At 46.1% G+C, this 23,942-nt stretch carries 29 protein-coding genes, 1 rRNA gene and 1 riboswitch; of the genes, 28 read left to right on the forward strand and 2 right to left on the reverse strand.

The genetic code is table 11. The features are described from left to right. Both rrf and BP97_RS37595 read left to right on the forward strand, forming a co-directional pair. Positions 1 to 79, forward strand: a 5S ribosomal RNA gene (rrf, locus tag BP97_RS41775); the annotation flags it as partial. 158 nt (positions 80 to 237) lie between these two features. Then, entirely contained in the window at positions 238 to 723 is a 486-nt protein-coding gene (locus tag BP97_RS37595; RefSeq protein WP_051621005.1) for a hypothetical protein, read from the forward strand. 13 nt (positions 724 to 736) lie between these two features. On the opposite strand, the gene BP97_RS0126880 is transcribed toward BP97_RS37595, so the two are convergent. Then, positions 737 to 1,255, reverse strand: a complete 519-nt coding sequence (locus BP97_RS0126880; protein WP_028551882.1) for a hypothetical protein — start codon at positions 1,253 to 1,255, stop codon at positions 737 to 739. A 178-nt stretch (positions 1,256 to 1,433) separates the two neighbouring features. Here BP97_RS0126880 and BP97_RS0126885 point away from each other — a divergent pair, with 178 nt between their 5' ends. From BP97_RS0126885 to rsmI, 10 genes are all read left to right on the forward strand, one after another. After that, on the forward strand, positions 1,434 to 1,634 hold the full coding sequence (locus BP97_RS0126885; protein WP_051621006.1) for a sigma factor G inhibitor Gin: 201 nt from the start codon (positions 1,434 to 1,436) through the stop codon (positions 1,632 to 1,634). A gap of 116 nt (positions 1,635 to 1,750) precedes the next feature. Continuing rightward, positions 1,751 to 3,211 carry an aminotransferase class I/II-fold pyridoxal phosphate-dependent enzyme gene (locus BP97_RS0126890; protein WP_036746616.1) on the forward strand — a complete coding sequence of 487 codons (1,461 nt, stop codon included), beginning with the start codon at positions 1,751 to 1,753 and terminating at the stop codon, positions 3,209 to 3,211. A gap of 212 nt (positions 3,212 to 3,423) precedes the next feature. Continuing rightward, entirely contained in the window at positions 3,424 to 4,062 is a 639-nt protein-coding gene (gene tmk, locus BP97_RS0126895) for a dTMP kinase (protein WP_028551885.1), read from the forward strand. 283 nt (positions 4,063 to 4,345) lie between these two features. After that, positions 4,346 to 4,675: a cyclic-di-AMP receptor gene (locus BP97_RS0126900; protein WP_028551886.1), complete on the forward strand. Its 330-nt coding sequence runs from the start codon at positions 4,346 to 4,348 to the stop codon at positions 4,673 to 4,675. Positions 4,676 to 4,696: 21 nt separating this feature from the next. Continuing rightward, positions 4,697 to 5,143: a YaaR family protein gene (locus tag BP97_RS0126905; protein WP_028551887.1), complete on the forward strand. Its 447-nt coding sequence runs from the start codon at positions 4,697 to 4,699 to the stop codon at positions 5,141 to 5,143. A 67-nt stretch (positions 5,144 to 5,210) separates the two neighbouring features. Then, positions 5,211 to 6,188 (forward strand): DNA polymerase III subunit delta', encoded by a 978-nt coding sequence (gene holB, locus BP97_RS0126910; RefSeq protein ID WP_028551888.1) that lies wholly within the window; start codon positions 5,211 to 5,213, stop codon positions 6,186 to 6,188. 2 nt (positions 6,189 to 6,190) lie between these two features. Further along, positions 6,191 to 6,997 carry a PSP1 domain-containing protein gene (locus tag BP97_RS0126915; RefSeq protein WP_028551889.1) on the forward strand — a complete coding sequence of 269 codons (807 nt, stop codon included), beginning with the start codon at positions 6,191 to 6,193 and terminating at the stop codon, positions 6,995 to 6,997. Between the two features lie 28 nt (positions 6,998 to 7,025). After that, entirely contained in the window at positions 7,026 to 7,376 is a 351-nt protein-coding gene (gene yabA, locus BP97_RS0126920) for a DNA replication initiation control protein YabA (RefSeq protein ID WP_028551890.1), read from the forward strand. A 64-nt stretch (positions 7,377 to 7,440) separates the two neighbouring features. Further along, the gene (locus tag BP97_RS0126925) at positions 7,441 to 8,208 is read left to right on the forward strand and encodes a tRNA1(Val) (adenine(37)-N6)-methyltransferase (RefSeq protein ID WP_028551891.1); all 768 of its coding nucleotides are present in this window, start codon (positions 7,441 to 7,443) and stop codon (positions 8,206 to 8,208) included. A gap of 14 nt (positions 8,209 to 8,222) precedes the next feature. After that, positions 8,223 to 9,098: a 16S rRNA (cytidine(1402)-2'-O)-methyltransferase gene (gene rsmI / locus BP97_RS0126930; protein ID WP_028551892.1), complete on the forward strand. Its 876-nt coding sequence runs from the start codon at positions 8,223 to 8,225 to the stop codon at positions 9,096 to 9,098. A gap of 221 nt (positions 9,099 to 9,319) precedes the next feature. On the opposite strand, the gene BP97_RS0126935 is transcribed toward rsmI, so the two are convergent. Continuing rightward, entirely contained in the window at positions 9,320 to 9,574 is a 255-nt protein-coding gene (locus tag BP97_RS0126935) for an AbrB/MazE/SpoVT family DNA-binding domain-containing protein (protein ID WP_010501678.1), read from the reverse strand. 360 nt (positions 9,575 to 9,934) lie between these two features. On the opposite strand from BP97_RS0126935, the gene BP97_RS0126940 reads away from it, so the two are divergent. The 16 genes from BP97_RS0126940 (at position 9,935) to BP97_RS0127025 (ending at position 23,695) form a co-directional block, all read left to right on the forward strand. Then, the gene (locus BP97_RS0126940) at positions 9,935 to 11,221 is read left to right on the forward strand and encodes an HD domain-containing protein (RefSeq protein ID WP_028551893.1); all 1,287 of its coding nucleotides are present in this window, start codon (positions 9,935 to 9,937) and stop codon (positions 11,219 to 11,221) included. Between the two features lie 63 nt (positions 11,222 to 11,284). Beyond that, positions 11,285 to 12,052, forward strand: a complete 768-nt coding sequence (locus tag BP97_RS0126945) for a TatD family hydrolase (RefSeq protein ID WP_028551894.1) — start codon at positions 11,285 to 11,287, stop codon at positions 12,050 to 12,052. A 224-nt stretch (positions 12,053 to 12,276) separates the two neighbouring features. Continuing rightward, positions 12,277 to 12,472, forward strand: a riboswitch (cyclic di-AMP (ydaO/yuaA leader). A 411-nt stretch (positions 12,473 to 12,883) separates the two neighbouring features. Continuing rightward, positions 12,884 to 14,023: a 3D domain-containing protein gene (locus BP97_RS0126960; RefSeq protein WP_028551897.1), complete on the forward strand. Its 1,140-nt coding sequence runs from the start codon at positions 12,884 to 12,886 to the stop codon at positions 14,021 to 14,023. A gap of 210 nt (positions 14,024 to 14,233) precedes the next feature. After that, a complete protein-coding gene (gene rnmV, locus BP97_RS0126965; RefSeq protein ID WP_028551898.1) occupies positions 14,234 to 14,779 on the forward strand; it encodes a ribonuclease M5 in 546 nt (181 codons plus the stop codon). A gap of 2 nt (positions 14,780 to 14,781) precedes the next feature. Further along, positions 14,782 to 15,684, forward strand: a complete 903-nt coding sequence (rsmA, locus tag BP97_RS0126970; protein WP_028551899.1) for a 16S rRNA (adenine(1518)-N(6)/adenine(1519)-N(6))-dimethyltransferase RsmA — start codon at positions 14,782 to 14,784, stop codon at positions 15,682 to 15,684. Positions 15,685 to 15,774: 90 nt separating this feature from the next. Then, complete coding sequence (yabG, locus tag BP97_RS0126975; protein WP_028551900.1) at positions 15,775 to 16,650, forward strand: sporulation peptidase YabG; 876 nt, start codon at positions 15,775 to 15,777, stop codon at positions 16,648 to 16,650. Positions 16,651 to 16,836: 186 nt separating this feature from the next. Next, a complete protein-coding gene (veg, locus tag BP97_RS0126980; protein ID WP_028551901.1) occupies positions 16,837 to 17,109 on the forward strand; it encodes a biofilm formation stimulator Veg in 273 nt (90 codons plus the stop codon). 132 nt (positions 17,110 to 17,241) lie between these two features. Then, positions 17,242 to 17,430 carry a small, acid-soluble spore protein, alpha/beta type gene (locus tag BP97_RS0126985; protein WP_028551902.1) on the forward strand — a complete coding sequence of 63 codons (189 nt, stop codon included), beginning with the start codon at positions 17,242 to 17,244 and terminating at the stop codon, positions 17,428 to 17,430. Between the two features lie 110 nt (positions 17,431 to 17,540). Further along, on the forward strand, positions 17,541 to 18,395 hold the full coding sequence (gene ispE / locus BP97_RS0126990) for a 4-(cytidine 5'-diphospho)-2-C-methyl-D-erythritol kinase (RefSeq protein ID WP_028551903.1): 855 nt from the start codon (positions 17,541 to 17,543) through the stop codon (positions 18,393 to 18,395). Positions 18,396 to 18,643: 248 nt separating this feature from the next. Continuing rightward, positions 18,644 to 19,471, forward strand: coding sequence for a pur operon repressor (gene purR / locus BP97_RS0126995; RefSeq protein WP_028551904.1), 828 nt, complete (start codon positions 18,644 to 18,646; stop codon positions 19,469 to 19,471). A gap of 5 nt (positions 19,472 to 19,476) precedes the next feature. Then, the gene (locus tag BP97_RS0127000) at positions 19,477 to 19,866 is read left to right on the forward strand and encodes a RidA family protein (protein WP_028551905.1); all 390 of its coding nucleotides are present in this window, start codon (positions 19,477 to 19,479) and stop codon (positions 19,864 to 19,866) included. A gap of 119 nt (positions 19,867 to 19,985) precedes the next feature. Continuing rightward, positions 19,986 to 20,270, forward strand: coding sequence for a septation regulator SpoVG (gene spoVG / locus BP97_RS0127005; protein WP_028551906.1), 285 nt, complete (start codon positions 19,986 to 19,988; stop codon positions 20,268 to 20,270). A 261-nt stretch (positions 20,271 to 20,531) separates the two neighbouring features. Further along, positions 20,532 to 21,935: a bifunctional UDP-N-acetylglucosamine diphosphorylase/glucosamine-1-phosphate N-acetyltransferase GlmU gene (gene glmU / locus BP97_RS0127010; RefSeq protein ID WP_028551907.1), complete on the forward strand. Its 1,404-nt coding sequence runs from the start codon at positions 20,532 to 20,534 to the stop codon at positions 21,933 to 21,935. Positions 21,936 to 22,015: 80 nt separating this feature from the next. After that, positions 22,016 to 22,657: a 50S ribosomal protein L25 gene (locus BP97_RS0127015; protein WP_028551908.1), complete on the forward strand. Its 642-nt coding sequence runs from the start codon at positions 22,016 to 22,018 to the stop codon at positions 22,655 to 22,657. A gap of 149 nt (positions 22,658 to 22,806) precedes the next feature. After that, positions 22,807 to 23,367 (forward strand): aminoacyl-tRNA hydrolase, encoded by a 561-nt coding sequence (gene pth / locus BP97_RS0127020; protein WP_028551909.1) that lies wholly within the window; start codon positions 22,807 to 22,809, stop codon positions 23,365 to 23,367. Positions 23,368 to 23,464: 97 nt separating this feature from the next. Continuing rightward, positions 23,465 to 23,695 (forward strand): anti-sigma-F factor Fin, encoded by a 231-nt coding sequence (locus tag BP97_RS0127025; protein WP_028551910.1) that lies wholly within the window; start codon positions 23,465 to 23,467, stop codon positions 23,693 to 23,695. Positions 23,696 to 23,942 lie beyond the last annotated feature (247 nt).

Consider the following 23,942-nt stretch of genomic DNA (forward strand, 5'->3'; position numbering starts at 1 on the left):
ACCGAACACGAACGTTAAGCCTTCCAGCGTCGATGGTACTTGGACCGCAGGGTCCTGGGAGAGTAGAACGTCGCCAAGCAAAAGTAAAAAGTCTTCTCGGATTTTCCGGGAAGGCTTTTTTTGTATGTCAGTACAACAGCTGGAGGCTTATGGATCGAATAGAAAGGTCCATAGGGATTGATAATAATTCGTGAAGATGGCGGTGATATTCATTAGCAGCCGATTGGAGGAATAAGTATGAAAAGATATGCAGCGGTAGCAAGTATATGCTTGCTCTTCATCATGGTGTGTCATCCGGTATTGGCTGAAGAGGTAACGGAGGTTTTACCCTCCGAGCACAGACAGGATTGGAGGCAGACACCTGCTGCAGATGGTGGCCACCAAATTACTCCTCAGGCGTATCGTTCGGGGCGCGGGTCCTATTCAGGTGTGAGGAATCCTGGTGGAGGCACCACCACAACCCCGAACCGTAATCCTTCTAATGTAACTAACAATCCGCGAACAACACCAAATACGGGTACGGCTACTCGTGGAGGTTGGGGAGGAATATTTGGTGGTTTTGCAGCGGGGGCATTAATTGGGAGCCTGTTTAATCCGTTTGGATTTATGGGATTCGGACCTGGGGCAGGGACTCCCTTTTCATTTATTGGTTTGATTTTCTGGGCAGTTATTATTTATGTTGTATATCGCTTGTTCACAAGATCTAGACGTAATCATTCCTGATATTCCTTGTCTTTTACTGTGCGTAGCATGAGGTGTCCTGTTCATTGATTTTCAAATATCCGTCCTCCATGCAATGTCGCATGAGAAAGATTAGAATGAATCTCGGCAGCAAGATCCACAAATGAATGAACATTGCATGGAGAATCATGTCGAAAGACACCCAGGGAAAAAAGCATCCACAAATCACTGCGGTTACCCACAACAGGTGAAGATTCAGGTTTAGCATTCGATATAAGGCAAAATAGCCTAACGGAACGAAACCAATCCAAGGGAACCGGTATTGAATACCCCATTGATGCAGAGGGCGCTTTTCCTTGAAGGTGAAATACAAATAAATGATAAGCGTATGTAAAAGAGGGATCAGCACTACGCTAAGCAGCATAGGAAGCGGATGCCAACGAATTAAATCCCAGACATAGGCAATGCCGGGTAAACACCAGAAAGCGATGATGAAAGCTTGTTTGTAACGAATTCTTTGCAGTAGTCGGTAGTGGTAAACAGATGATTCCTTTGATATTTGTTTTTCCCTCACTTGATCTCACTCGTCCATTTTCATAGATTTCTTTTGCAAATACTATATCGGCAATCTTTGCTTGAAAAATAAGCATTTTGGAACCATGTACTAGCTATTTTCATAAAAATAGATCATCAGCGTTTACTTTGAGAGAAAGAGGACATACTGATAGAAAAGAAGAATAGAGGTGAGTCGTGTGGGAGACGCTATTCATGAATCTTTGGTGGCCCATAACTGCATCATCTGCGGACAAAAGAAGGAAAACGGCATTATGATTATATCGGAATTCATCTGCGAAGACTGCGAGCATGAAATGATCTCAACTGACGTTATGGATGCCAAATATCCTTTTTTTATCCATCAAATGAGGCAAATCTTTTATAGAAAAAATGCATAGATATTCTAGAAAAAAATAGAAGTGCTCTGATTGACGGATTTCCCGTTGGTGAGAGCCTTTTTGTTTGTTACAATAAGGGGTATATACTTTTATAAGCAAACAGGGAGATTCACAACATGGACAAACAGAGCGCTCCTTTATACGAGCGATTGGTACAGCATTCTCAAGGGAAGCATGTCAGCCTGCATGTCCCGGGACATAAATCAGGACAAGGCTTGGACGAAGAGGCCAGGACATACTATGAATCTATCATGCGTCTGGATGTAACGGAAATTACCGGTCTGGATGATCTTCATCATCCGGAAGAGGCTATACAGCAAGCACAGCAGTTGGCCGCTGAATGTTTTGGAGCGGAAGAAACCTTTTTTTTAGTGAATGGAAGCACAGTTGGCAATTTAACGATGATTTTAAGCGTATGTCGAAGAGGTGATCTGCTGCTGGTTCAGCGGGATGCGCATAAATCGGTAATACATGGCCTAATGCTGGCGGGTGCGAGAGCTGTATTCCTCAATCCGGAGATCGATCCGGCAACCGGTTTAACGCTTGGCATTCGCCAGGACGATGTGAAGTTAGCGCTGCAAAAGTATCCCGATGCCAAAGGTCTCTTGATAACTAGGCCGAGCTATTATGGTACTGCCATACCTTTAGAAGGTATCGTACAGCTGCTGCACGAATACGGCAAGCCGTTGCTGGTGGACGAGGCGCATGGTGCGCATTTTGGATTCCATCCGGCGCTACCCAAGTCTGCATTGTCCTGCGGTGCGGATGTAGTCGTACAATCTACCCATAAGCTGCTTACAGCTATGACTATGGGGGCCATGCTTCATGTACAGGGGGATCGGGTTGACCGGAAGGAATTGAAGCGGTATTTGACGATGCTGCAGAGCTCAAGTCCATCCTACCCGCTTATGGCGAGCTTGGATCTTAGCCGCAGACAAATGCACATGCAGGGGATGGAATTGCTGGAGCAAGGGATCCGTATTGTCGATCAGCTGATGGAGCAGATGAAGGATAATGAGCGTTTCGAGCTGCTGATGCCGGAGCAAGATAACGAAATAGGCAGAGATCCATTTAAGATTATCGTTAAAGAGGCTACAGGTACCTTAAGTGGCTTTGAATTGAAGGATGCGTTGGAAGAGCGAGGCTGCTTTGTCGAATTAGCAGATCCGCAAGCGGTTCTGCTAGTACTCAGTCTTGCATCCACTGAAGAGGATGCTGGGAGATTGGCGCAGGCACTTAATGAGATTGGGGAAGCTTATCCATCTGCCTCACAATCTGAGCGAACGGCTCTTACTTTATCTTCTTATTCCGCGATGTCGGGTTTGTCTGAGCCTGTTTCCTTCGATGAGTCGGTTTATCGGCAAAAGGGTACCGCTCAAGTGCCACTAAAGGATGCTGTAGGTTTGATATCTGCGGAAATGATAGTTCCTTACCCGCCAGGAATTCCGGTTCTATGTCCGGGAGAGAAGATATCTGCCGACGTGATTCGGTATTTGAAGCAGCTGGTTCAAATGGGTGCACGCATACATGGATTAATCGACGGAGATGAGCCACTGCTGTCTGTGTTGATAGTTTAATAGAAACAAAACATAGAGATAGCGAACATAAGATGGAAGTTTTCCTATATAACTAAGCATGCAGGTTGACGCCCTGGGTCAAAAGCTTAAATAAGTTTTGATATCGTGGCGTTTTGTTTTCTGATCTGACAGTATATAATCATAATATCCTTAAGGGTATGCTGAAGCGATAAATAGGCAATAGCTACCTATTATATGATTGGAGACACTATATGCGTAAAGGGTATTTTTTAACGGTAGAAGGTTGCGAAGGAGCAGGTAAAACTTCCGTTATTGAGCGTATGTCTGAATATTTGTCATCACTAGGGCATGAAATTGTTACATCAAGGGAGCCTGGCGGAATTGACATAGCAGAGCAAATAAGAGCCATTATTTTAGATAAGAGCAATACGAAGATGGAAGGACGGACGGAAGCCCTCCTCTATGCCGCAGCTAGAAGACAGCATTTTGTCGAAAAGATACAACCATCGCTGGCGGAAGGAAAAGTATTTATATGCGATCGGTTTATTGACAGCAGCTTAGCTTATCAAGGTTATGCCAGAGAGTTAGGAATTGATGAAGTACTCACTATTAATCAGTTTGCCATTGAAGATGTATTTCCCGATTTAACAATCTATTTGGATGTTGCGCCTGAAGAAGGGTTGAGACGCATTCATGCCCGAAGTGACCGTGAAATCAACAGGTTGGACCTGGAATCACTGTCTTTTCACCAAAAGGTTCGGGAAGGATATCTGATATTGGCCGACCGGTTCGCGGACCGTATCGTGAGCATCGATGCTAATGGGAGCATGGATGAAGTATTTGAAAGGGTGAAAGGTGGCCTGGATCGCTTTCTTAAGCAGCATATCTAAGGAGACAAGCTTCCGTGACGCGATATTGGAGTCTCTGTCGCACCCCCTACGTTATGACAACATATACTACCGTATGACGACTAGAAGGCTGCTTTGGGAATGGCAATGCAGCGCATATTACGGTTCCCAAAACAGCTTTCCCGCAGACCTAAGCAGGAATTGGATAGACCGGTGTCAAATTATTAAAGTATGAAATAATGTACCATTCGACATCATTCTAAGTCATCCATTGCTGGAAGGTTCAACCGAGTCATTTGGAAAAATGTGAAGGAGGGCAATGCCAATGAAATTAGTTGTTGCCGTTGTACAGGATAAAGATAGCAATCGTCTCTCGAATGCTTTGATAAAGGAAGGCTTCCGCGCTACTAAGCTAGCTAGTACGGGGGGATTTTTACGGGCAGGCAATACGACCTTTATGATCGGTATCGAAGATGATCGTATTAATGAAGTCATGCAGGTCATTAAGGCAAACTGCAAAATTCGTGAACAAATCGTAACCCCTGTATCTCCTATGGGAGGAACTACCGATTCCTACATTCCGTTCCCTGTTGAGGTTCAGGTTGGCGGAGCGGCTGTATTCGTTCTTCCGGTTGAACGGTTTGAGCATTTTTAAATGTGAGAGGCAGGTTTCATCGTGAAAATAAATCCGGGCTGGCGCCCTTTCGGCAAAGAAATTCAACGCAGCGAAACTTCATCACCCCAACAGCTGCAGCATAAATCATTCTCGGATATGATGCATCAGCAGGACGAAAGGGCATCACATGAGCAGCTTCAGCGCATTTTACAGCAAATTCACCTGCAAGGAGACCGCTTATCAAGATCGATGACGGTACGTGAATTGCGTCAATATAAGCTGCTTGTGAAGCAGTACTTGGAGGAGACGGCACGCCGTGGGGTACAGCTGCGCGATACGCGCGGCTGGGACCGCCGGGGACGCTCCAAACGGTACAAGCTGCTGGAGGAAATTGACGAGAAGCTCCTTACGCTAGCGGACGATATGTTAGAAAGCGAGCAGGGACGCATCGATCTGCTGCACAAAATAGGAGAGATTCGCGGTATGCTGATCAATCTTACATTTTAAATGTATCATGATGAAGCAGAGTGCAAAATGATCTCTATATAATAGGAAAGGATTTTACAGGACGACAATGTCTTTTCAATCCATACCCGGACAAGAACGCGTTAAACGTATATTGCAAAATAGTTTAAGAACGGACAAGGTTTCTCACGCCTATATTTTTACGGGTCCTTCAGGAACGGGACGTAAGCAGATGGCACTCGCCTTCGCGCAAGCGCTGTACTGCCAAGTGCTGCCTGATGATGCCTGCGGAGAATGCTTGGATTGCCGCAAGGTGGAGCATGGCAATCATCCGGACCTTCACTGGATACGTCCAGAAGGTGCATCTATCAAGATCGAGCAAATCCGGGAGCTGCAAAAGCAATTCTCTTACCGCGCCTCAGCTTCAGGGCTGAAGATGTACATTCTTGAAGATGCTGACAAAATGACGGTTCAGGCCGCTAACAGCTTGCTGAAGTTTCTCGAAGAGCCTACATCCAGAGTCGTTGCTATCCTCATTACCGACAATGGCCAGGCCCTGCTTCCGACGATTCGTTCAAGAGCTCAGTGGGTTCCATTTGCTCCAATGAGTCGTGATCGTATGGTGGCTGTCCTTCAAGAGGAGGGACATGCCTCGGTTCTGATTCAGGCTGCAGTTCGTCTAACTGCAGGTCCAGATGCAGCCAGAGAACTTATTCAAGGAAATGGGTTTGCAGAAATCAGAAATCTAGTGATACAATTAACTAAGGAAAGCATGTCCCGATTGCCTACGGCGCTGCTGACGGCTCAGCAAAAGCTGGCCAAGTCGGAGTTGACGGAGCAGCTTCCCTTGTTTATAGATCTACTGATTTTATGGCTTAAAGATATGGTGCAGTTAAACCTGGGCAATCGTTCTGACTTAGTGTATGCTGATCAAACCGATTGGATGGTGGGACTGGCCCTATCTTACGATATGAGGCATTGGGTGCGGTGTTTGGAGCAAGCAGTCGAGCAGCAGAAAAGACTCCGCTTTCACGCGAACCCGCAGCTGGTGCTTGAAAAATTGTTAATGCAGCTGAAGGGGGTGTAAATTTGTACTCGGTTGTTGGTGTCCGCTTTAAAAAAGCGGGGAAAATATATTATTTCGACCCAATCGATTTACCGGTCGATAAAGAGAGTGCTGTTATTGTTGAGACCGCTCGTGGTATCGAGTATGGGAAAGTGGTGATCGGCAAGCGGATCGTTCAAGAATCCGACGTCGTTCTTCCTTTAAAGAAAGTGATTCGCATCGCGGATCATACCGATGCACAGCTTGTGGAGGATAATAAATCCGCAGCGAAAAATGCATTTGCACTTTGCCAGGATAAGATTAAGGATCATCAGCTCAAAATGAAGCTGGTTGACGTTGAATATACATTTGATCGCAACAAGATCATCTTTTATTTTACCGCTGAGGGAAGAGTGGACTTCCGTGAGCTAGTAAAAGATTTGGCCGGGGTTTTCCGGACACGTATCGAGCTCAGGCAAATCGGTGTTCGAGACGAAGCCAAAATGTTGGGCGGTATCGGTCCATGCGGCAGAATTCTGTGCTGCTCCTCTTTCTTGGGGGATTTTGAGCCGGTATCCATCAAGATGGCTAAGGATCAAAACTTATCGTTAAATCCAACGAAAATATCCGGGCTATGTGGCCGGTTAATGTGTTGTTTGAAATATGAGCACGATAATTATGAAAGTGTGAAAGAGGACGTGCCGCGGGTAGGAAGCGAAGTTATATCTTCTCTCGGAACCGGTCGCGTTGTATCGCTAAATATTAACGAGCGTACCGTAAAAGTGCAGATTTATGAGCTCGGAAAAGTCATGGAGCTATCCTTTGACGATGTTGTGGAGCAGCAGCATTAACGGTTGTTAGCTTTCTTGAGGTGAATGTGTGGATAAAAGAGACGTTTTTGTTCAAATTGAGCAAATGGAAGAACAAATGGGTGCTATTTATTCCGAATTGGGGCTAATGAAAAAGCAAATTATCGAGCTCCTGGAGGAAAACAAACGGCTAAGCATTGAAAATCAGCAGCTGCGTAAGCTGCTCAAGAAGGATGCGGAGCCACCTGTTGAAGTACCCCATATTCATGTCACCGCCGCACAGGCCAAGGAGCTTACAGGGGAAGGCTATGACAATTTGGCCCGCCTGTACCACGAAGGCTTCCACATCTGTAATGTCTACTACGGTCATTTGCGAACGGAAGGCGATTGTTTGTTTTGTTTATCGTTTTTAAATAAATAAAGAAACCACCGTAGGGAGCAAACTTCTCTACGGTTTTTTTCAAGAAAGAGGAAGGCATACATTGATGGAAAAGGTACCTTTGCAACCGAGTGAAAGAATGGATGATTTGCTTACAAACGATCTGAAAATTATTCAGAGCGATGAGGTGTTCAGTTTCTCGATGGACGCCGTCCTGTTGGGCCGATTTAGCTACGTTCCTCCGAGAGGGCGGATGGTCGATCTATGTACGGGCAATGGAGTGATCCCTCTCTTGTTGTCAACACGTACGAAGGCTTCCATTGTGGGCGTAGAGATCCAAGAGCGATTGGCAGATATGGCGGACCGCAACGTCAAAATAAACGACTTGGGCAATCAGATTCAAATTGTTCAAGGAGATTTACGTCATATTCACAATCAGCTTGGAAGTGGTGCCTTTGACGTCGTAACGGTTAACCCGCCTTATCTGCCTGTACCGAACGGGGAACAAAATATTAATGAGCATGTGGCAGCGGCACGACATGAAGTTTTTTGTACATTGGAGGATGTCGTTAGAACAAGCAGTAGACTGGTGCGAAGCGGCGGTCGGGTAGCGATGGTACATAGGCCGAGCCGACTGGTTGAAATTTTCTGTACGATGAGACAATATAAACTGGAGCCTAAGCGAATTCGGTATGTTCACCCGCGTGTCGGCGAGGAAGCGAATATGGTACTGATTGAAGCACTTAGAGACGGGAAGCCGGAGCTTCGAACGCTTCCGCCGCTGATTGTTTATAAAAATAAAACAGAATACTGTGATGAGCTGATGGAGATTTATTACGGCAAACGTGATGCGCTCATTCAACCAACCACATAACGAGGGAATCTAACGTGAACATTCAAAAAAGCTATCAGCAAGACAATGGGATGGGGAAGCTATACTTGGTGGGGACGCCGATCGGTAATTTGGAGGATATGACGTTCCGTGCCGTACGTACATTAAATGAAGTGAAATGGATCGCAGCTGAAGATACGAGGCAGACGCGCAAGCTGTTAACCCATTTCGAGATTTCGACCCGCCTGGTCAGTTACCATGAGCATAATAAAAATGCAAGCGGACCTGAGCTAATACGTCTCTTGCAATCGGGGGACGATATTGCGCTAGTCAGCGATGCAGGGCTGCCTGCAATTTGTGACCCAGGTGCCGATCTTGTCCGTCAGGCTATCGACGAGGGTATTGCTGTTATTCCGATCCCAGGAGCTAATGCCGCTCTGTCGGCGTTGATTGTATCTGGATTATCGACGGAGCGCTTTACTTTCCTTGGCTTTCTGCCGAGAGACAAGAAGCCGCTTCATCAGGAGCTTGAAGCACTCAAGCCTATGAAGGAGACCCTGCTGTTCTATGAGTCTCCTCATCGTATTGTAAAGACGATGGAGGCTATGATGGAAGTATGGAATCCAGATCGGCAGATGTGCCTGATGCGGGAATTGACCAAGAAGTACGAGGAAGCGGCAAGAGGGACGATAAGAGAATGCTATGAGCTGCTGCAGGAGCATCCTCCACAAGGGGAGTATTGTATCGTTGTTCAGGGCAGCACGGATTCCGAAAATGAAGCTTCTACCGTCTGGTGGGAAGCATTCAGCCTCGAAGAGCACGTGGAGCATTATGCTGCTCAAGGACTTGACCGCAAGGAAGCCATTAAACGCGCTGCTGCGGATCGTCAGATGCCAAAGCGGGAGCTTTACAATTACTTGCACCAGAAATAGCCCGAAATGCACCTGGTACGGATTTTACCGTACAATCTAATCAGCTGATCGGCTAACTGCTCGATCGGCTTGTTTTTGTTTCTACTATAATAGTAGTGGTTTAATACATAAAAAAAATCCCCAATCTCATGAAAATTTCACGGATCGGGGAATAGAGGAGATATGAAAAAGGTTAGAATTACCTTAGTAAGAAGTGCTATCCTTATTATAACCTATTTTTCTTATTTTGTCACAGGTATTGGCATTTCAGATAAACATTCGTGACAAACAATTTTTCCTTTGAAATAAGATACGTTTTCTGCGTTGCCACAGAAAATACAAGCCGGTTCATATTTCTTCAACATGATGCGCTCGCCATCTACATAAATTTCCAAAGCGTCTTTTTCGCCGATGCCCAATGTTCTGCGAAGCTCGATAGGGATAACAACGCGGCCCAATTCGTCAACCTTTCTAACAATACCAGTAGATTTCATCATATATAAAAGTCCCCTCTCGAAATAGATAAATCGTCATTATTCGACAATATTCTTAAGATTTATGATACCAACCATTCCCAAAATAGTCAACTAGAAAATTACAACTTTCAACGTTAAATTATGGTAGAATAACCTTCTATTTCAACAAAAAATAGAGTCGTCGCTGAGAAGCCTTGCGAATAAGCACCTTTTCTATAGCTACCAAACATAGTATTATGAATATATTGCTTACAAAAGAAAAATTTGCAAGACATATTATGTACACATTTGGAAGTTACATACGACAAAGTTCGACAAATACTCTTTTTTACATGCTCATTTTATGTCGAAACACGAGAATTTTTAGGGAGGTATGCACCCATGTCCAGTCCTTTAAAGGAAGAGAAGGTATTTAAAGATCCGGTACATAAATACATCTACGTACAAGATCAAACCATTTGGGATCTGATTAACACCAAAGAATTCCAACGCCTCCGTCGTATTCGACAGCTGGGTACTTGTTTTCTGACGTTCCACGGCGCGGAGCACAGCCGATTTTCTCATTCCTTAGGCGTATATGAAATTACACGCAAAATTATCTCGCAATTCGAGCGCAACGGATATGAGGACTGGCCTCGGGAAGAGCGTTTGCTCTCCTTATGCGCGGCACTTTTACACGATGTTGGACACGGGCCTTTTTCCCACTCGATTGAAAAAACATTCGGCACCCATCATGAGGAGTGGTCTTGCCGCATCGTACTTGGGGATACCGAGATCAATCGGGTACTTAGAGAAGTGTCCCCTTCTTTCCCTCAGAAGGTAGCTGGCGTTATTGCTAAAACGTACAATCAGGAAATCGTCGTCAGCCTTGTCTCCAGCCAGTTGGATGCAGATCGAATGGACTATTTACTTCGGGATGCTTACTTCACCGGTGTTAATTACGGGACATTCGACCTGGAGAGAATTTTACGGGTCATGAGACCTTTTCAAGGACACATCGTTGTCAAAGAAAGTGGTATGCATGCCGTCGAGGACTACCTGATGTCCCGCTATCAAATGTACTGGCAGGTTTACTTCCATCCTGTAACCCGAAGTGCAGAATTGATATTGCATAAAATTTTTCAAAGAGCCAAACAGTTATATGAAGAAAACTATTCATTTTCTTTCATGCTGCCGCCGCTGCTGAGCTTATTCCGCCAATCCTTATCCATTCAAGAGTTCTATTTGCTGGATGAAGCTTTCATGCAGACCGTGTTAATGCAGTGGTCCAATGAGGAAGATGCGATTCTGTCCGATTTATGCTCGCGCTTCCTTAATCGACGTCTGTTCAAGTATGTCATGCTCGAAAGAATCGACGTTCTGCAAATGGAGCGATTGCGTGATACGATGCGTGCCTTGGGGCTGGATCCTGACTTTTACCTTGAAATTGATTTCCCTTCCGATCTTTCGTATGATGTGTATCGACCGGGAGTACATGACGAAAAATTGCCGATTTTGCTGCTTGATCAAAAAGATGCGTTAACAGAAATATCCCGCAAGTCGGAAATTGTCCGATCCATCAGCGGAATACATATGGGGAAATACCATCTTTATTTCCCGGAGGAGCTGCTTAACGTCGATCCGAGCTCCATCCTTCCGGAGCATCGCAAGCTGCTTGGCATGGATTAAACGGCCGCCCATCGAGCTACAACAACGGACAAACAATATTAGATGAAGGAGATGGTTGCTGTTATGCTGACAGACACACATACCCATTTAAACGCTCCTCAATTCGATGAAGATCGACACGAGGTCATCCAGCGTGCATTAGAAAGCGGAATCAGTCGAATCATTAATGTCGGATTTAATCGCGAAACGATCCCAAGCTCCATCGCCCTTGCCGAGCAATATGAATTCATTTACTCCACAGTCGGCTGGCATCCTCAGGATGCTAAAGATATGACACCTGACGATCTCGAATGGATCGAGCAGTTGTGCAAGCACGATAAAGTGGTGGCTATTGGCGAGATTGGTTTGGATTATTACTGGGATACCTCACCTAAGGATGTTCAGGATCGCGTATTCCGTGAACAGATTCGTCTGGCTCGTAAGCTGGGGATGCCGATAGTCATTCATAACCGTGATGCACACCAGGATATTATCCGTATTCTTCGTGAAGAGAAGGCCGCTGAAGTGGGAGGCGTGATGCACTGCTACTCCGGCAGCTGGGAAACGGCTAAGATGTGTCTGGATATGAACTTCTATATTTCCTTCGGCGGACCTGTAACGTTTAAAAATGCAAAGCAGCCAAAAGAGGTGCTGGAGAAAGTTCCGCTGGACCGACTTCTGGTGGAAACCGATGCGCCTTATTTGACCCCGCACCCCTTCAGAGGCAAAAGAAATGAAACGGCATATGTGAAATTAGTCGCAGAAACCGCTGCACAAATCAAGGGGTTAACCTTGGAGGAGCTGGCTCACGCGACTACGAAAAATGCAGTTACATTGTTCGGATTACGATGAAATAAAAGGGGGGTCAAGACAGCCCTAATTTCGTCGAAAACGTGAAAACAGGAGTAAATCGTTCAAAAAAATATGACAATGTAAGAAATACATGGATTTTATTCGAAAAATCAGATTAAAATTCCCCAATTGAACGAAAATGGACCTTTTTTGCCGAGTTTGTATACTTTACAACTTTGTATCCGACAGCGTAAACTCAATATTAACTTAATACGATTACCAATTTTCCATTATCGCTGAGTTTCCGTAAGGGAAACGGGGGAACCGCAATATGACTGCTCCTTATTTGAAAATAAGGCTAAGGTCACAATTTCTGGGGTGAGTCTTGGAAGGATAAGTAAGCTGTTATCCGTCTCCAAGTAGGGCGACTCTCAAGTCCGAATCCGTCAGCTAACCTCGTAAGCGTAAGAGAGAGGTAACGATTGTCGTGTGCTTTATTTCATTTTGATGAAATAACCTAAAGTCACGGGAAGAGTCCTCTTCTCCGATGACTTTTTTTGTTCTCCCGTCATTGTGATACCTATCCGACAACATAATCATACTTACAGCCATGAGGAGGTGCTGACCGCACGCAGGAGAAACGATATGGATTCCTATTGCAGCCCTTAGTTGACCGCACAGGAGAAGCTTTCTTAGCATGAATGATGCTCTAGAAATCTTCATTGCTTCCAGGATGAATCGTTTCATCGATCATGGAGGTTGTTCCTATGTGAAAGAGCGTCGTCAGACGTTATTCTTTATTAACCAACAGATTGCAAAACTTAACCATAGTCGCGTCAGATCAATCATGCGTAACACTCGACGGCGGGGCTTTGAAGGAGGACCGAACTAGTGGGAGCTATTCAACACGAGCAAACCCATGTAAGACGATCATCCAGCATGTCCTTCGCATTGCGATGGAGGCATGAAAACTTGCGTTTGATATCGATCATTGCCATTATTTCATTCGCTTTGACTTTCATGTTTTTAATGATGTTATACGGTACGGCTACCAAACGGGTAACCGTAGTTGTGAATGGACAAGAAACTGTTGCCTATACAAAGCAATGGGACTTGAAACGTTTACTGGATGAGCAGGGGGTTTCTGTAGGAGAGCATGATCGTCTCTCTGCAGCGCTGGATTCGAAAGTAAAGTCCGGGGACCGGATTACGATCGAACATGCGAAGCCGATTCAGCTGACGGCTGACGGCGAGACCAAGACACTGTACACGGTGCAACCAACAGTGGGCACTGCATTAAATGATTTACAGGTTCAAGTAGGGGAACTCGATAAGGTAAATCCTTCAATCGAGGCTGAATTGCCGGCAAACGGCGAGATTCAAATTGTGCGCGTAACTAAAGAGCTTGAAGAAGTTCAAGAAAAGATAGCCTATGACGTAGTGAAGAAGAATGACCCGCAATTGGTAAAGGGTAAGGAACAAGTGGTACAAGAAGGCCAAGAAGGTCTGCTTTTGAAGAAAAAGGAAAAACGGTTTGAAGACGGAGTACTTGTAGAAGAACAGGTCGTGGATCAGAAGGTTCAATCGGAGAGCGTCAATAAAATTGTCGCAATAGGTACGAAAAATCCAGTTGTTGTGTTGTCGGCATCATCGCCGAGTCTTCAGGAAGTCACTAAAAGCGGAGTATCTTTTGGCGTCAAGCAGGTCATTAATAATGTGACATTAACCGCTTATTCAGCGGGGGCTGCTTCGACAGGAAAAACCAGTGAACATCCGCAGTACGGAGTTACGTCTACAGGCACGAGAGTAACGGAAGGTCGCACAATTGCAGTGGATCCCAAAGTGGTTCCGCTTGGCTGGTGGGTTTATATCGACGGGCTTGGTTTCCGCAGAGCGGAGGATACCGGTAGTGCAGTCAAAGGAAACATTATCGATGTGTTTTATGACAGCAACGATTATGCGAACCGATTTGGCATGAAGCGCGGGTACACCGTTTATGTGATAGGACCTAAGAAGCCAACCGCGGACTAAGGACCTGCAATTGGGGAAGACTCATTATATATACGTTTGAACAAAGAGAAGAGGGAAGCCTCTTCTTTTTTCTGTGATGTGGGGAAGTTTGTGTTTTATGTGGGTTGCACTGGCGGCATGACAGCATCCGCTTGAAACTCAAGGGAAGTCAGGCTAGTATGAAGAAAGCTATATGGATTATCCTGGTATTGGGTGAAGGAAGGTAGTAAGATGATTAAGGAAATCATAGTCGTTGAAGGCAAGGACGATACAACGGCCATTAAACGGGCAGTAGAAGCCGAGACCATAGAAACGGGCGGCTCTGCGATTAATAAGGACGTTATCAAACGCATCAAGCTGGCTCAGCAGCGCAGGGGCGTCATTATATTAACCGATCCTGACCATGCAGGGGAACGCATTCGGAAAATCATTACAGCGCAGGTGAAGGGCTGTAAGCATGCGTTTATTACGCAGGAAGAGGCGACGGCAAAAGGGGACATAGGGGTCGAGAACGCCTCGGTTGAAGTTATACGCAAGGCGTTGGCCAACGTACATACCGATTATGAGGCTGTAGAGTCGGATATCACCTGGGAGGACTTGATCAACGCAGGCTTGATCGTACATCAGCAAGCCGCTGCCCGGCGGATGGAGATGGGCAAGCATTTAGGTATCGGTTACTGCAACGGAAAGCAATTTTATAACCGCTGCCGGATGTTTAGAATATCCCGTGAAGAGTTCGCGGAGGCATGGAAGCAACTTGAGAAAAAAGAGGGTTAACGATGAATAATATAAATTTCAGCATGCAGGAGGATATTGCCTCCCCCAAGAAAACGAAAGAGCTCCTTCAAAGGCATGGATTCACACTAAAGAAGAGCTTAGGCCAAAACTTTTTGATAGATCCGAATATACTGAATAAAATTGTGACTGCGGCGGGCTTGGACGCTTCCAAGGGAGCGCTTGAGATTGGTCCGGGGATTGGTGCCCTGACTCAGCAATTGGCTAAAATCGCAGGCCGTGTCGTAGCCGTCGAAATCGATCAGCGTCTGCTGCCGCTGCTGGAAGAGACGCTTTCTCCTTATCCGCAAGCTAGCGTCGTTCACGGCGATGTGTTGAAGGTGGATCTCAAGGAACTGTTTGAGCAGAATTTAGCTGGCTATTCTCAAGTTAGTGTAGTAGCGAATTTGCCTTACTACATCACGACACCGATCATCATGAAGCTGTTAGAGGAGAAACTGCCCTTAGAAAACATCGTGGTCATGATCCAGAAGGAAGTGGCTGAGCGGATGTCGGCTAAGCCAGGAGGCAAGGAATACGGCAGCTTAAGCATTGCTGTGCAGTATTACTGTGAGCCTGAGATCGTCACCATCGTTCCACATACGGTGTTTATTCCGCAGCCGAATGTCGATTCGGCTGTTATCAAGCTGAAGGTCCGCAGTCAGCCTCCTGTAGAGCTGGAGGATGAGGCCTTTTTCTTCGAAGTCGTACATGCTTCTTTCGTACAGCGTCGAAAAACGATTAATAATAACCTGGCTTCACGGTTTTTTACCAAGGAGACCAAAGGGCAGCTAGAAGCCATTTTGCTCGAAGCAGGTATTGAACCGTCCCGTAGGGGCGAAACGCTGTCGATCCAGGAGTTTGCTCGTTTGAGCCACTGTCTGCTTCGTGCACGTGGAGGTGACTAAGCGGCATTCAACGGTTTGCAGTAAATGATAGGCGCGATAATCACCAAATGCCTATTGACGCCATAGGATACACGAGGAGGCGATTTGGCCATGAAACAGGGAGACCTCGTCACTCGTAGATCCTATGGTGGTGATATTGTATTTAAAATTCAGGATATTTTGCAGCAGCAGGCGATACTGCGTGGTGTTGATTACCGGCTGCTGGCCGATGCGCCGCTCTTTGACTTGGTCAAGGCGCCGCTGGATCCGTATCAATATACGCTTAGAACGACCCGGCCATCCTGGATGGAATCGATGCGCAGAGCGAGAGAGAATCAAACGGAGATGCCACAAGCGTATGGTGGCGTAGAAGCACCGGAGAAGCCGGTGCCTGCTTATTTTGAAATGCCAGGCAAAGTATTGCATCTGGACGGAGATCCGATCTACTTGCGCAAGTGCATGAGCTTGTACGGAGAGTTAAGAGTACCGGCGGAAGGCTACTATGTTCCTGAGTCCCAGATGGCTGACGCGATGTATCGTTTACTTCCGCAAGTAAAACCGGACATTGTGGTCGTTACCGGTCACGATGGCATTCTGAAAAACCGGAGAAACGGCGATTATACCCATTTGAGCAGCTATAAGAACTCTTATCATTTCGTCAATGCAGTAAAGGTAGCGAGACAATATGAGAAAAATAAAGATACATTGACGGTTGTCGCTGGAGCATGCCAATCGCATTTTGAAGCGATTATGCAAGCGGGAGCCAACTATGCCAGCTCACCGGCCCGTGTATTGATTCATGCCTTGGACCCGTTGTGTGTCGCGGTCAAGGTTGCCTATACGCCGATCAGAGATACGGTCAATATTGTCGATGTGATCGGGCTGACGCATAGCGGATTGGAAGGGCTAGGAGGCGTCGAGTCTCGGGGGAGCTATCGCAGAGGTGTTCCCATAATTCAGAAAATGATACCAAAAGAAGCGCCTTAGGGCGCTTTTTTCTTTTATATTTGACAATTTAGTGAACAAAAAAGGAGGGGGTTCGAGCGGAAAGTCTTTAAAATAAGGAAAAATGCCGTTGACAACCGCTTTACATGGCTGATATAATATTTGTTCTAATTTGACATACTACCTCTATTGGGTTATAATTTACAAGGAAAGAGGTGGTAGTGGTCAATGGCAAAAAATGCGCTGTTGGAGATCAAACGCAGTTTGGAACCTCATGTCGGACAGAAAATCATGTTAAGAGCAAACGGCGGTCGCCGTAAAACGATCGAACGCTCCGGTGTATTGGAGGAAACCTACCCTTCCGTTTTCATAGTGAAGCTGGATCAGGAGCAAAACGCATTCAAGCGTGTTTCATACAGCTACGCAGATATACTGACTGAGTCAGTTGAGGTAATGGTGTGTAACGATGATGGACAAGTACGTATCACTATACAGCAATAAAGGGGTTACATAGACGGCATACTCTTCTTATAGAGTGTGCCGTCTTTTGTTGAAGACAGTGGCAAACCGATTGCATGAAAGATGGCAAGCCGGGCATACTACGGTTATCTTACCTTAAAGGAGTGTTCGCGTATGGCACGCAGAAGAAATGGAGTCATGTCGGAACAGTTCAAGTATGAGCTTGCCAAAGATCTCGGGTTCCATGAAACGGTACAACGGGAAGGCTGGGGAGGTATACGTACTAAAGATGCGGGCAACATGGTAAAGAGAGCGATTCAGATTGCCGAGCAATCGATTCAGAAGCAGCCGCCGAGGTATTAAATAACGGTCCTAACGGAAGCTGGAGCACGCGAAGCGCTGCTTTAGCTTTTTTTTGTTTCTTTTTTGTTATAGTATTAGGGAATAGACTAGAGCTGCAAAGAAGGTGTCCTATGAAAGTATTTGAAAAAGCGCCGGCCAAAATCAATTTATCGTTGGATGTTCTGCGCAAGCGGGAAGACGGTTACCACGAGGTGGAGATGGTTATGACAATGGTGGACCTTGCAGACCGGATTGAGATGCAAGAGCTTCCCCGTGATACCATCATCATCTCCAGCCAGGCGGGGTATATCCCCTTGGATGAAAAGAACTTGGCCTTTCAGGCAGCCAAGCTCATCAAGGACCGCTATGATGTGAAGCAAGGTGTTTACATACATTTGGATAAAAAAATACCGGTAGCGGCTGGTCTTGCGGGAGGGAGCAGTGACGCGGCCGCAACGCTGAGGGGACTAAACCGCTTGTGGAAGCTTAACATTCCAGCGGGTGAGCTTCAGCGCTTGGGAGCGGAACTTGGCTCGGACGTGCCGTTTTGTGTTACAGGCGGTACTGCGATTGCACGCGGGCGTGGCGAGAAGCTGGAGCCTATTGAATCCCCTCCGCAGTGCTGGGTTATTTTGGCCAAGCCCCCTATCAATGTGTCCACTTCAGAAATTTATGGAAAATTGAGGGCTAATGCGATTCAATCACATCCCTCCACAGAAAAGATTGTTCAATCCATTCAGGAGAAACGGTTTGATCTGTTGTGTGACAGCCTCGGCAATGTGTTGGAGGAAGTGACACTCGATCTTTATCCGGAGGTGAGGCAGCTGAAGGATTGTATGATACGGCTTGGTGCGGATGGGGTATTGATGTCTGGAAGCGGACCGACTGTATTCGGACTGGTATCCAAGGAAGCTAAGGTTCCGAGAATTTACAATGGGCTTCGCGGTTTTTGCAAGGACGTTTATGCCGTTCGGATTTTGACGTGATCGGTTTATGTTAGCTATATGTTAGAATAATTTTCATGGATCTCTTGAAAAAATACGGATAAAAATGATATATTCACTATATATTATTCGGATTTTTGTGTATTTTAATGGATGTATCCTAAAGTGCAGATTCTTTATAACGCATAACAACGAAAGAAATGCATGTTTATGCAACACAATCGCCTCTACGCTTGGCCCTTCCTTTTTTTGGGGGGCTCAGTGGGGGCTATCTCAAAGGGGGCAATCAGATGAAAAAGTTAAAAAGAAGCGCAAGGTTGGTCGAGATGACCCAATACTTGCTTTTTCGCCCCCATACCCTGATTCCTTTAACGACATTCGCGGACAGATATAACTCAGCAAAGTCTTCGATCAGCGAAGATTTGGCAATCATTAAAGAGGTGTTTGAGGAAGAGGGGCTTGGTGAGCTGCTGACGTTGGCCGGTGCGGCCGGGGGCGTCAAATTTATTCCGAAGGTAACCAAGGCGGCGTCCTTACAGTTTATTCAAGGCATTTGCCGTCAGTTGGAGCAGCCAGAGCGGATATTGCCGGGCGGCTATATGTACATGTCCGATATTATGGGACAACCAATGATTTTAAACGAAGTAGGTAAAATGTTTGCGACAGCTTTTGCCGGAAAAGATATTGATGTAGTCATGACGGTGGAAACCAAAGGGATTCCGCTGGCTTACGCTACGGCATCGTTCTTGAATTTGCCGGTTGTTATTGTGCGTCGCGATAACAAAGTAACCGAAGGGTCGGCTGTTAGTATCAACTACGTTTCGGGCTCGAATAAGCGGATTCAGACGATGTCGCTTTCTCGTAGAGCCTTGAAGGAAGAATCCAAGGTGCTGATCATCGATGACTTCATGCGGGTGGGCGGAACCGTTCACGGGATGATGGATCTTTTGAAGGAATTCAATGCTACGGTCAAAGGTGTAGGCGTTTTCGTGGAATCCGGAGAAGTCGAGGAACACTTAGTGGAAGACTACATATCTCTGGCTAAGCTGTCTGCTGTTGATTCGAAGACGAAGCAGATAACTGTGGAGCCAGGTAACTATTTTAGTGACGGAGAGTGATAATCATGACTTTGAAAACTATTGCAACCACTGAAGCTCCAGCAGCTATTGGACCCTATTCCCAAGCTATTCAATTCGGTAACTTGTTGTTTACTTCCGGCCAGATTCCGTTAGGCTTGGACGGACAAGTGGTGAGCCAGGAAATCGAAGAGCAAACCCATCAAGTGTTCAAAAATTTGGAGGCGGTTTTATCTGCAGCCGGGTCCTCTTTTAGTAAAGTTATCAAAGCGACGGTTTTTATCAAGGATATGAATCAGTTTGCAAAGGTCAATGAGATCTACGCATCGTACTTTGGAGATCATAAACCGGCCCGTTCTACGGTCGAAGTTGCCCGTTTACCCAAGGATGTCCTTGTCGAAATCGAACTGATAGCGGCGACAGGTGTCGAATTATAATAAATTAATCAATTATTTATAAAATTATACATTTTTGATTAAAAAAAAGAAGGATTTTGCCCTAAAATGTGGAATTTTATATCCCAAGTCTCCCAGATGGAAAAAGGTGGTGAACACTAATGCAGATTACAGACGTTAGACTTCGTCGGGTTAATTCCGAGGGAAGAATGAAAGCCATTGCTTCCATTACCATCGACAACGAATTTGTGGTTCACGACATTCGTGTGATTGACGGTAACAACGGCATGTTCGTCGCAATGCCAAGTAAGCGCACACCAGACGGAGAGTTCAGGGATATTGCACATCCGATCTCTTCCACAACTCGTGAGAAAATTCAAGCTGCTGTTTTGGCTGAATACGATCGAGCGGCAACGGAGGAAGAAGTTATCGTTGAAGGGGCATAATTCAGCTGAGAGAGAGCCGAGAGAGGCTCTCTTTTCTTTTTGCATGAATTCAGATATATTGATTGCAGGGAATATATAAGGAATAACAATGTTTTTTTGTGTGATGAGTCCGAAGCTGGCAGGGTCTTTCGAAGGTTTTATCATAGAGGACCCATAGCATACACTTGCAGGAGCTTCTCTTTGACTTGGTTCTGAAAACACAGTTGGTTGGCAGCGATCATGGGATTAAGAGACATAATAGGCAAAAAGGAGTGGACTGGATTGAACGTAATGGGGATCGTCCTGGCAGCAGGACAAGGAAAACGCATGAAGTCGAAGCTGTATAAGGTGCTTCACCCGGTGTGTGGTAAGCCGATGGTGGGTCACGTGGTTACAGTGCTCGAACAAATAGAAACAGAAAGAACTGTCGTCGTCGTAGGGCATGGAGCCGATTCCGTTAAGGCTTACCTCGGAGATAGAGTGGAATATGCTCTGCAAGAGCAGCAGCTGGGCACGGGTCATGCCGTACTTCAGGCCAAGGATTTGTTAGGAAACGAGGATGGTCTGACCGTCTTACTATACGGGGATACACCTCTTGTAACCGGAGAATCGGTTAAGGAAATGATTCGCGTTCATCAGGAGAAAGGCGCATCAGCCACGGTGATGACTGCGATGTTTGACGATCCGTTCGGTCTTGGCCGCATCGTTCGCGACGCTCAAGGCCGCGTGTCCCGTATTGTTGAGCAAAAGGATTGCAATGAAGAAGAGTGCGAGATCAAGGAAATCAATTCCGGGATGTACTGCTTCACGAACCGCAAGCTTTTCGAAGCGCTTGGCAAAGTGACGAACCAAAACGCACAGCAGGAATACTATTTAACGGATGTCATCGGGATTCTGGTCAATGAAGGGGATATCGTAGAAGCTTACTGTACTCCGAATTCTATGGAGACCCTTGGAGTAAACGACCGTGTAGCATTGTCCGACGCGGAGCAGCTGATGAGAGCTCGAATTAATCGCGGTCATATGCTTAATGGCGTAACATTGATTGACCCGGCCAGCACCTATATTGAGGCCGATGTTCAAATCGGCTCGGATACCGTAGTACTACCTGGAAGCGTGCTGAAGGGAAGCACTGTAATTGGAGAAGATTGCGTGATCGGACCGCAAGCGGATATTACGGATAGTACGCTAGGCAATCAGATTCATGTTAAGTATTCCGTTATTGCTGAAGCGGAGGTTGGCGACGGTACGGCGATCGGGCCATTCGCTTATTTGCGTCCGGGCGCTAAGCTGGGAGCTAATGTGAAAATTGGAGACTTTGTAGAGATCAAAAATGCGAAGCTGGCCGATGACGTTAAAGTCTCGCATCTTAGCTATATTGGCGATGCCGTTATTGGCAAAAACGTCAACTTCGGCTGCGGAGCTATTACGGTTAACTACGATGGCTTTAATAAACAGCTGACTGAAGTGGAAGAGGATGCGTTCATCGGCAGCAATGTCAACTTGATCGCACCTGTCAAGATCGGTAAAGGCGCTTATGTGGTAGCAGGATCAACCATTACGCATAATGTCGATGCCGATGATCTGGCTATTGCCAGAGAACGTCAGGTGAATAAATCGGGCTATGCAGAGAAGATTCGCAATAAGTTTCGCGCGAAGAAACAGCAATCCACGACAAACAAATGATTGGTTTCTCCCTCATTTGGGTAAAGTAAGAATAAGTAAGCTTTTCTTATTCTTGGACCTAATGAAGGAGGATTCACATAATGGAAGCAACATTGAAAGCGGAAGCGCGTAGTAACAATACCAAATCGGAACGTAAAGGACTGCGGGCAAAAGGTAAAATTCCGGCTGTTGTTTATGGAAGCAAAGTAAGCAATACGCCTATCGCTGTAGATGAAAAAGAGCTGCTGGCGCTGCTGCGCTCTAATCCGCATGCTATCATTCAAATGGATCTGCCGGATTCGGGTAAGCAGCCTGTGATGATCAACGAGGTTCAGCGTGACGCGATTTTACGGAATGTGCTTCACGTTGATTTTCACCAAATAAACATGGACGAACCGGTTACAACAACGGTGCGGCTCGATTATGTCGGCGAAGCCGTTGGCGTGAAAATGGGGGGTATCCTGCAAGTCCAGCATCATGAGATTGAGATTCGCTGTTTGCCGAAGCAAATTCCAGCTTCTATCGAGGTTGATATTAGCGGACTTGAGGTCGGCAGCAGCATGCTGATATCGGATCTGTCGGTGGACAAATCGATTGAGATTAAATCGATTGCCAATGATGTTCTGGTTACCGTGCTGGCTCCGCAGAAGGAAGAGCTTCCTGCTGATACGGAGGAGGAAGCGGAGCAAAAAGCGGAAGCCAAGGCTGAAGCGGCTGCGAATCACGCTCAGGAAACGGTGTAAGACTATTTGGTGGGGAGTTCTCCCTTGTTGCGGAGCGTGTCGAACGCGGGTTCGATGCGCTCCTTTGTCACGTTTCAGCGTCTTCCTGCTCGACAGGTATGCTTCTATATTAGACTTATAAGAGCTCGGAGTAGGAAGGGAGCCGTATCATGAAATGGTTTGTAGGTCTGGGCAATCCAGGCAAGCAGTACGAAACGACACGCCACAATATCGGATTCATGGCGTTGGATCGATTCGCCGATAAACATGGCATCAAAATAACGCAAAACAAATGCAAGGGCTTGTTGGGAGAAGGTAATGTCAATGGTACGAAGGTTTACTTGCTCAAGCCGATGACGTATATGAATTTATCGGGAGAATCAATAAGGGGCTTTCTCGATTTCTATAAAGCATCGATAGAAGATCTCGTCATTATTTATGACGATCTGGACACGAGCTACGGACAGATACGTCTTCGCTACCAAGGGAGCGCCGGGGGACACAACGGCATCAAGTCGACGATTCAGCATCTCGGAACGCAGACGTTTAACCGGATTCGAATGGGCATTAACCGCCCTGCACCTGGCTACAACATTGCGGATTATGTGCTATCTTCTTTTTCCAAGGAGGAATTCAAGACGATGCCTCAAGTGCTGGATACGACATGTGAAGCGATGGAGTATGCTCTTGAGCATCCTTTTGAGAAAACCATGGCGAAATTCAACGGCTAGTATAAGCTTAATAAACATCTTCAGGGTCGAGCCGGACCAGCTGTCGGCTAAAATTCCTCTTTTTGGGCCATAATGTTACAAAAGGAGGGATTGCGTCATGGCTATCCAATACGTTTGCCGGCATTGCCGTACACTCATTGGAGAATTGGAGCAGCGGCATGTCAGCGATGAGCTGCTAGGCTTCCATTTCTTGACCCCCGAAGAGCGTCAGAGTATAATATCGTATAACCCAAATGGCGATATGACCGTTAATGTGGTTTGCGATTATTGCAAGGAGGCACTGGATAACAATCCGGAGCTTTCACTACTTGCAAGTCCGCTTCAATAAATGGAATATGGCAACAATCATTCAAGTATACACGCCTGGGCTAGTCAAGTCTGGGTTCTTTTTTGAGTACTGGGCGTACAGCTTCTTAAGTGTCAATCACCACCATATGATTAAAGAAGGAAGTTACCGCCTGGTACTCAACAAAGAGAGAACCTTGAGCTGGGTTATACATTGCTGCTGCCAATCCAATTGGTAGATTGAAGCTTTATAGCAGTAAAGCGTAGATGGATATGAATAATAAAAGGGG

Origin of the sequence: Paenibacillus sp. UNC451MF (genome assembly GCF_000686845.1) — a bacterium.
Classification (GTDB): Bacteria; Bacillota; Bacilli; order Paenibacillales; family NBRC-103111; genus Paenibacillus_S.

Coding starts and splice junctions, on each gene's coding strand:
- BP97_RS0126900 (WP_028551886.1), top strand. CDS start 4,346: ATGAAATTAGTTGTTGCCGTTGTACAGGATAAAGATAGCAATCGTCTC.
- yabG (WP_028551900.1), top strand. CDS start 15,775: ATGAAACAGGGAGACCTCGTCACTCGTAGATCCTATGGTGGTGATATT.
- BP97_RS0126985 (WP_028551902.1), top strand. CDS start 17,242: ATGGCACGCAGAAGAAATGGAGTCATGTCGGAACAGTTCAAGTATGAG.
- rnmV (WP_028551898.1), top strand. CDS start 14,234: ATGATTAAGGAAATCATAGTCGTTGAAGGCAAGGACGATACAACGGCC.
- BP97_RS37595 (WP_051621005.1), top strand. CDS start 238: ATGAAAAGATATGCAGCGGTAGCAAGTATATGCTTGCTCTTCATCATG.
- holB (WP_028551888.1), top strand. CDS start 5,211: ATGTCTTTTCAATCCATACCCGGACAAGAACGCGTTAAACGTATATTG.
- BP97_RS0127000 (WP_028551905.1), top strand. CDS start 19,477: ATGACTTTGAAAACTATTGCAACCACTGAAGCTCCAGCAGCTATTGGA.
- purR (WP_028551904.1), top strand. CDS start 18,644: ATGAAAAAGTTAAAAAGAAGCGCAAGGTTGGTCGAGATGACCCAATAC.
- BP97_RS0127025 (WP_028551910.1), top strand. CDS start 23,465: ATGGCTATCCAATACGTTTGCCGGCATTGCCGTACACTCATTGGAGAA.
- spoVG (WP_028551906.1), top strand. CDS start 19,986: ATGCAGATTACAGACGTTAGACTTCGTCGGGTTAATTCCGAGGGAAGA.
- BP97_RS0126945 (WP_028551894.1), top strand. CDS start 11,285: ATGCTGACAGACACACATACCCATTTAAACGCTCCTCAATTCGATGAA.
- tmk (WP_028551885.1), top strand. CDS start 3,424: ATGCGTAAAGGGTATTTTTTAACGGTAGAAGGTTGCGAAGGAGCAGGT.
- BP97_RS0126925 (WP_028551891.1), top strand. CDS start 7,441: ATGGAAAAGGTACCTTTGCAACCGAGTGAAAGAATGGATGATTTGCTT.
- rsmA (WP_028551899.1), top strand. CDS start 14,782: ATGAATAATATAAATTTCAGCATGCAGGAGGATATTGCCTCCCCCAAG.
- BP97_RS0126890 (WP_036746616.1), top strand. CDS start 1,751: ATGGACAAACAGAGCGCTCCTTTATACGAGCGATTGGTACAGCATTCT.
- BP97_RS0126940 (WP_028551893.1), top strand. CDS start 9,935: ATGTCCAGTCCTTTAAAGGAAGAGAAGGTATTTAAAGATCCGGTACAT.
- pth (WP_028551909.1), top strand. CDS start 22,807: ATGAAATGGTTTGTAGGTCTGGGCAATCCAGGCAAGCAGTACGAAACG.
- ispE (WP_028551903.1), top strand. CDS start 17,541: ATGAAAGTATTTGAAAAAGCGCCGGCCAAAATCAATTTATCGTTGGAT.
- BP97_RS0126935 (WP_010501678.1), bottom strand. CDS start 9,574: ATGATGAAATCTACTGGTATTGTTAGAAAGGTTGACGAATTGGGCCGC.
- veg (WP_028551901.1), top strand. CDS start 16,837: ATGGCAAAAAATGCGCTGTTGGAGATCAAACGCAGTTTGGAACCTCAT.
- BP97_RS0127015 (WP_028551908.1), top strand. CDS start 22,016: ATGGAAGCAACATTGAAAGCGGAAGCGCGTAGTAACAATACCAAATCG.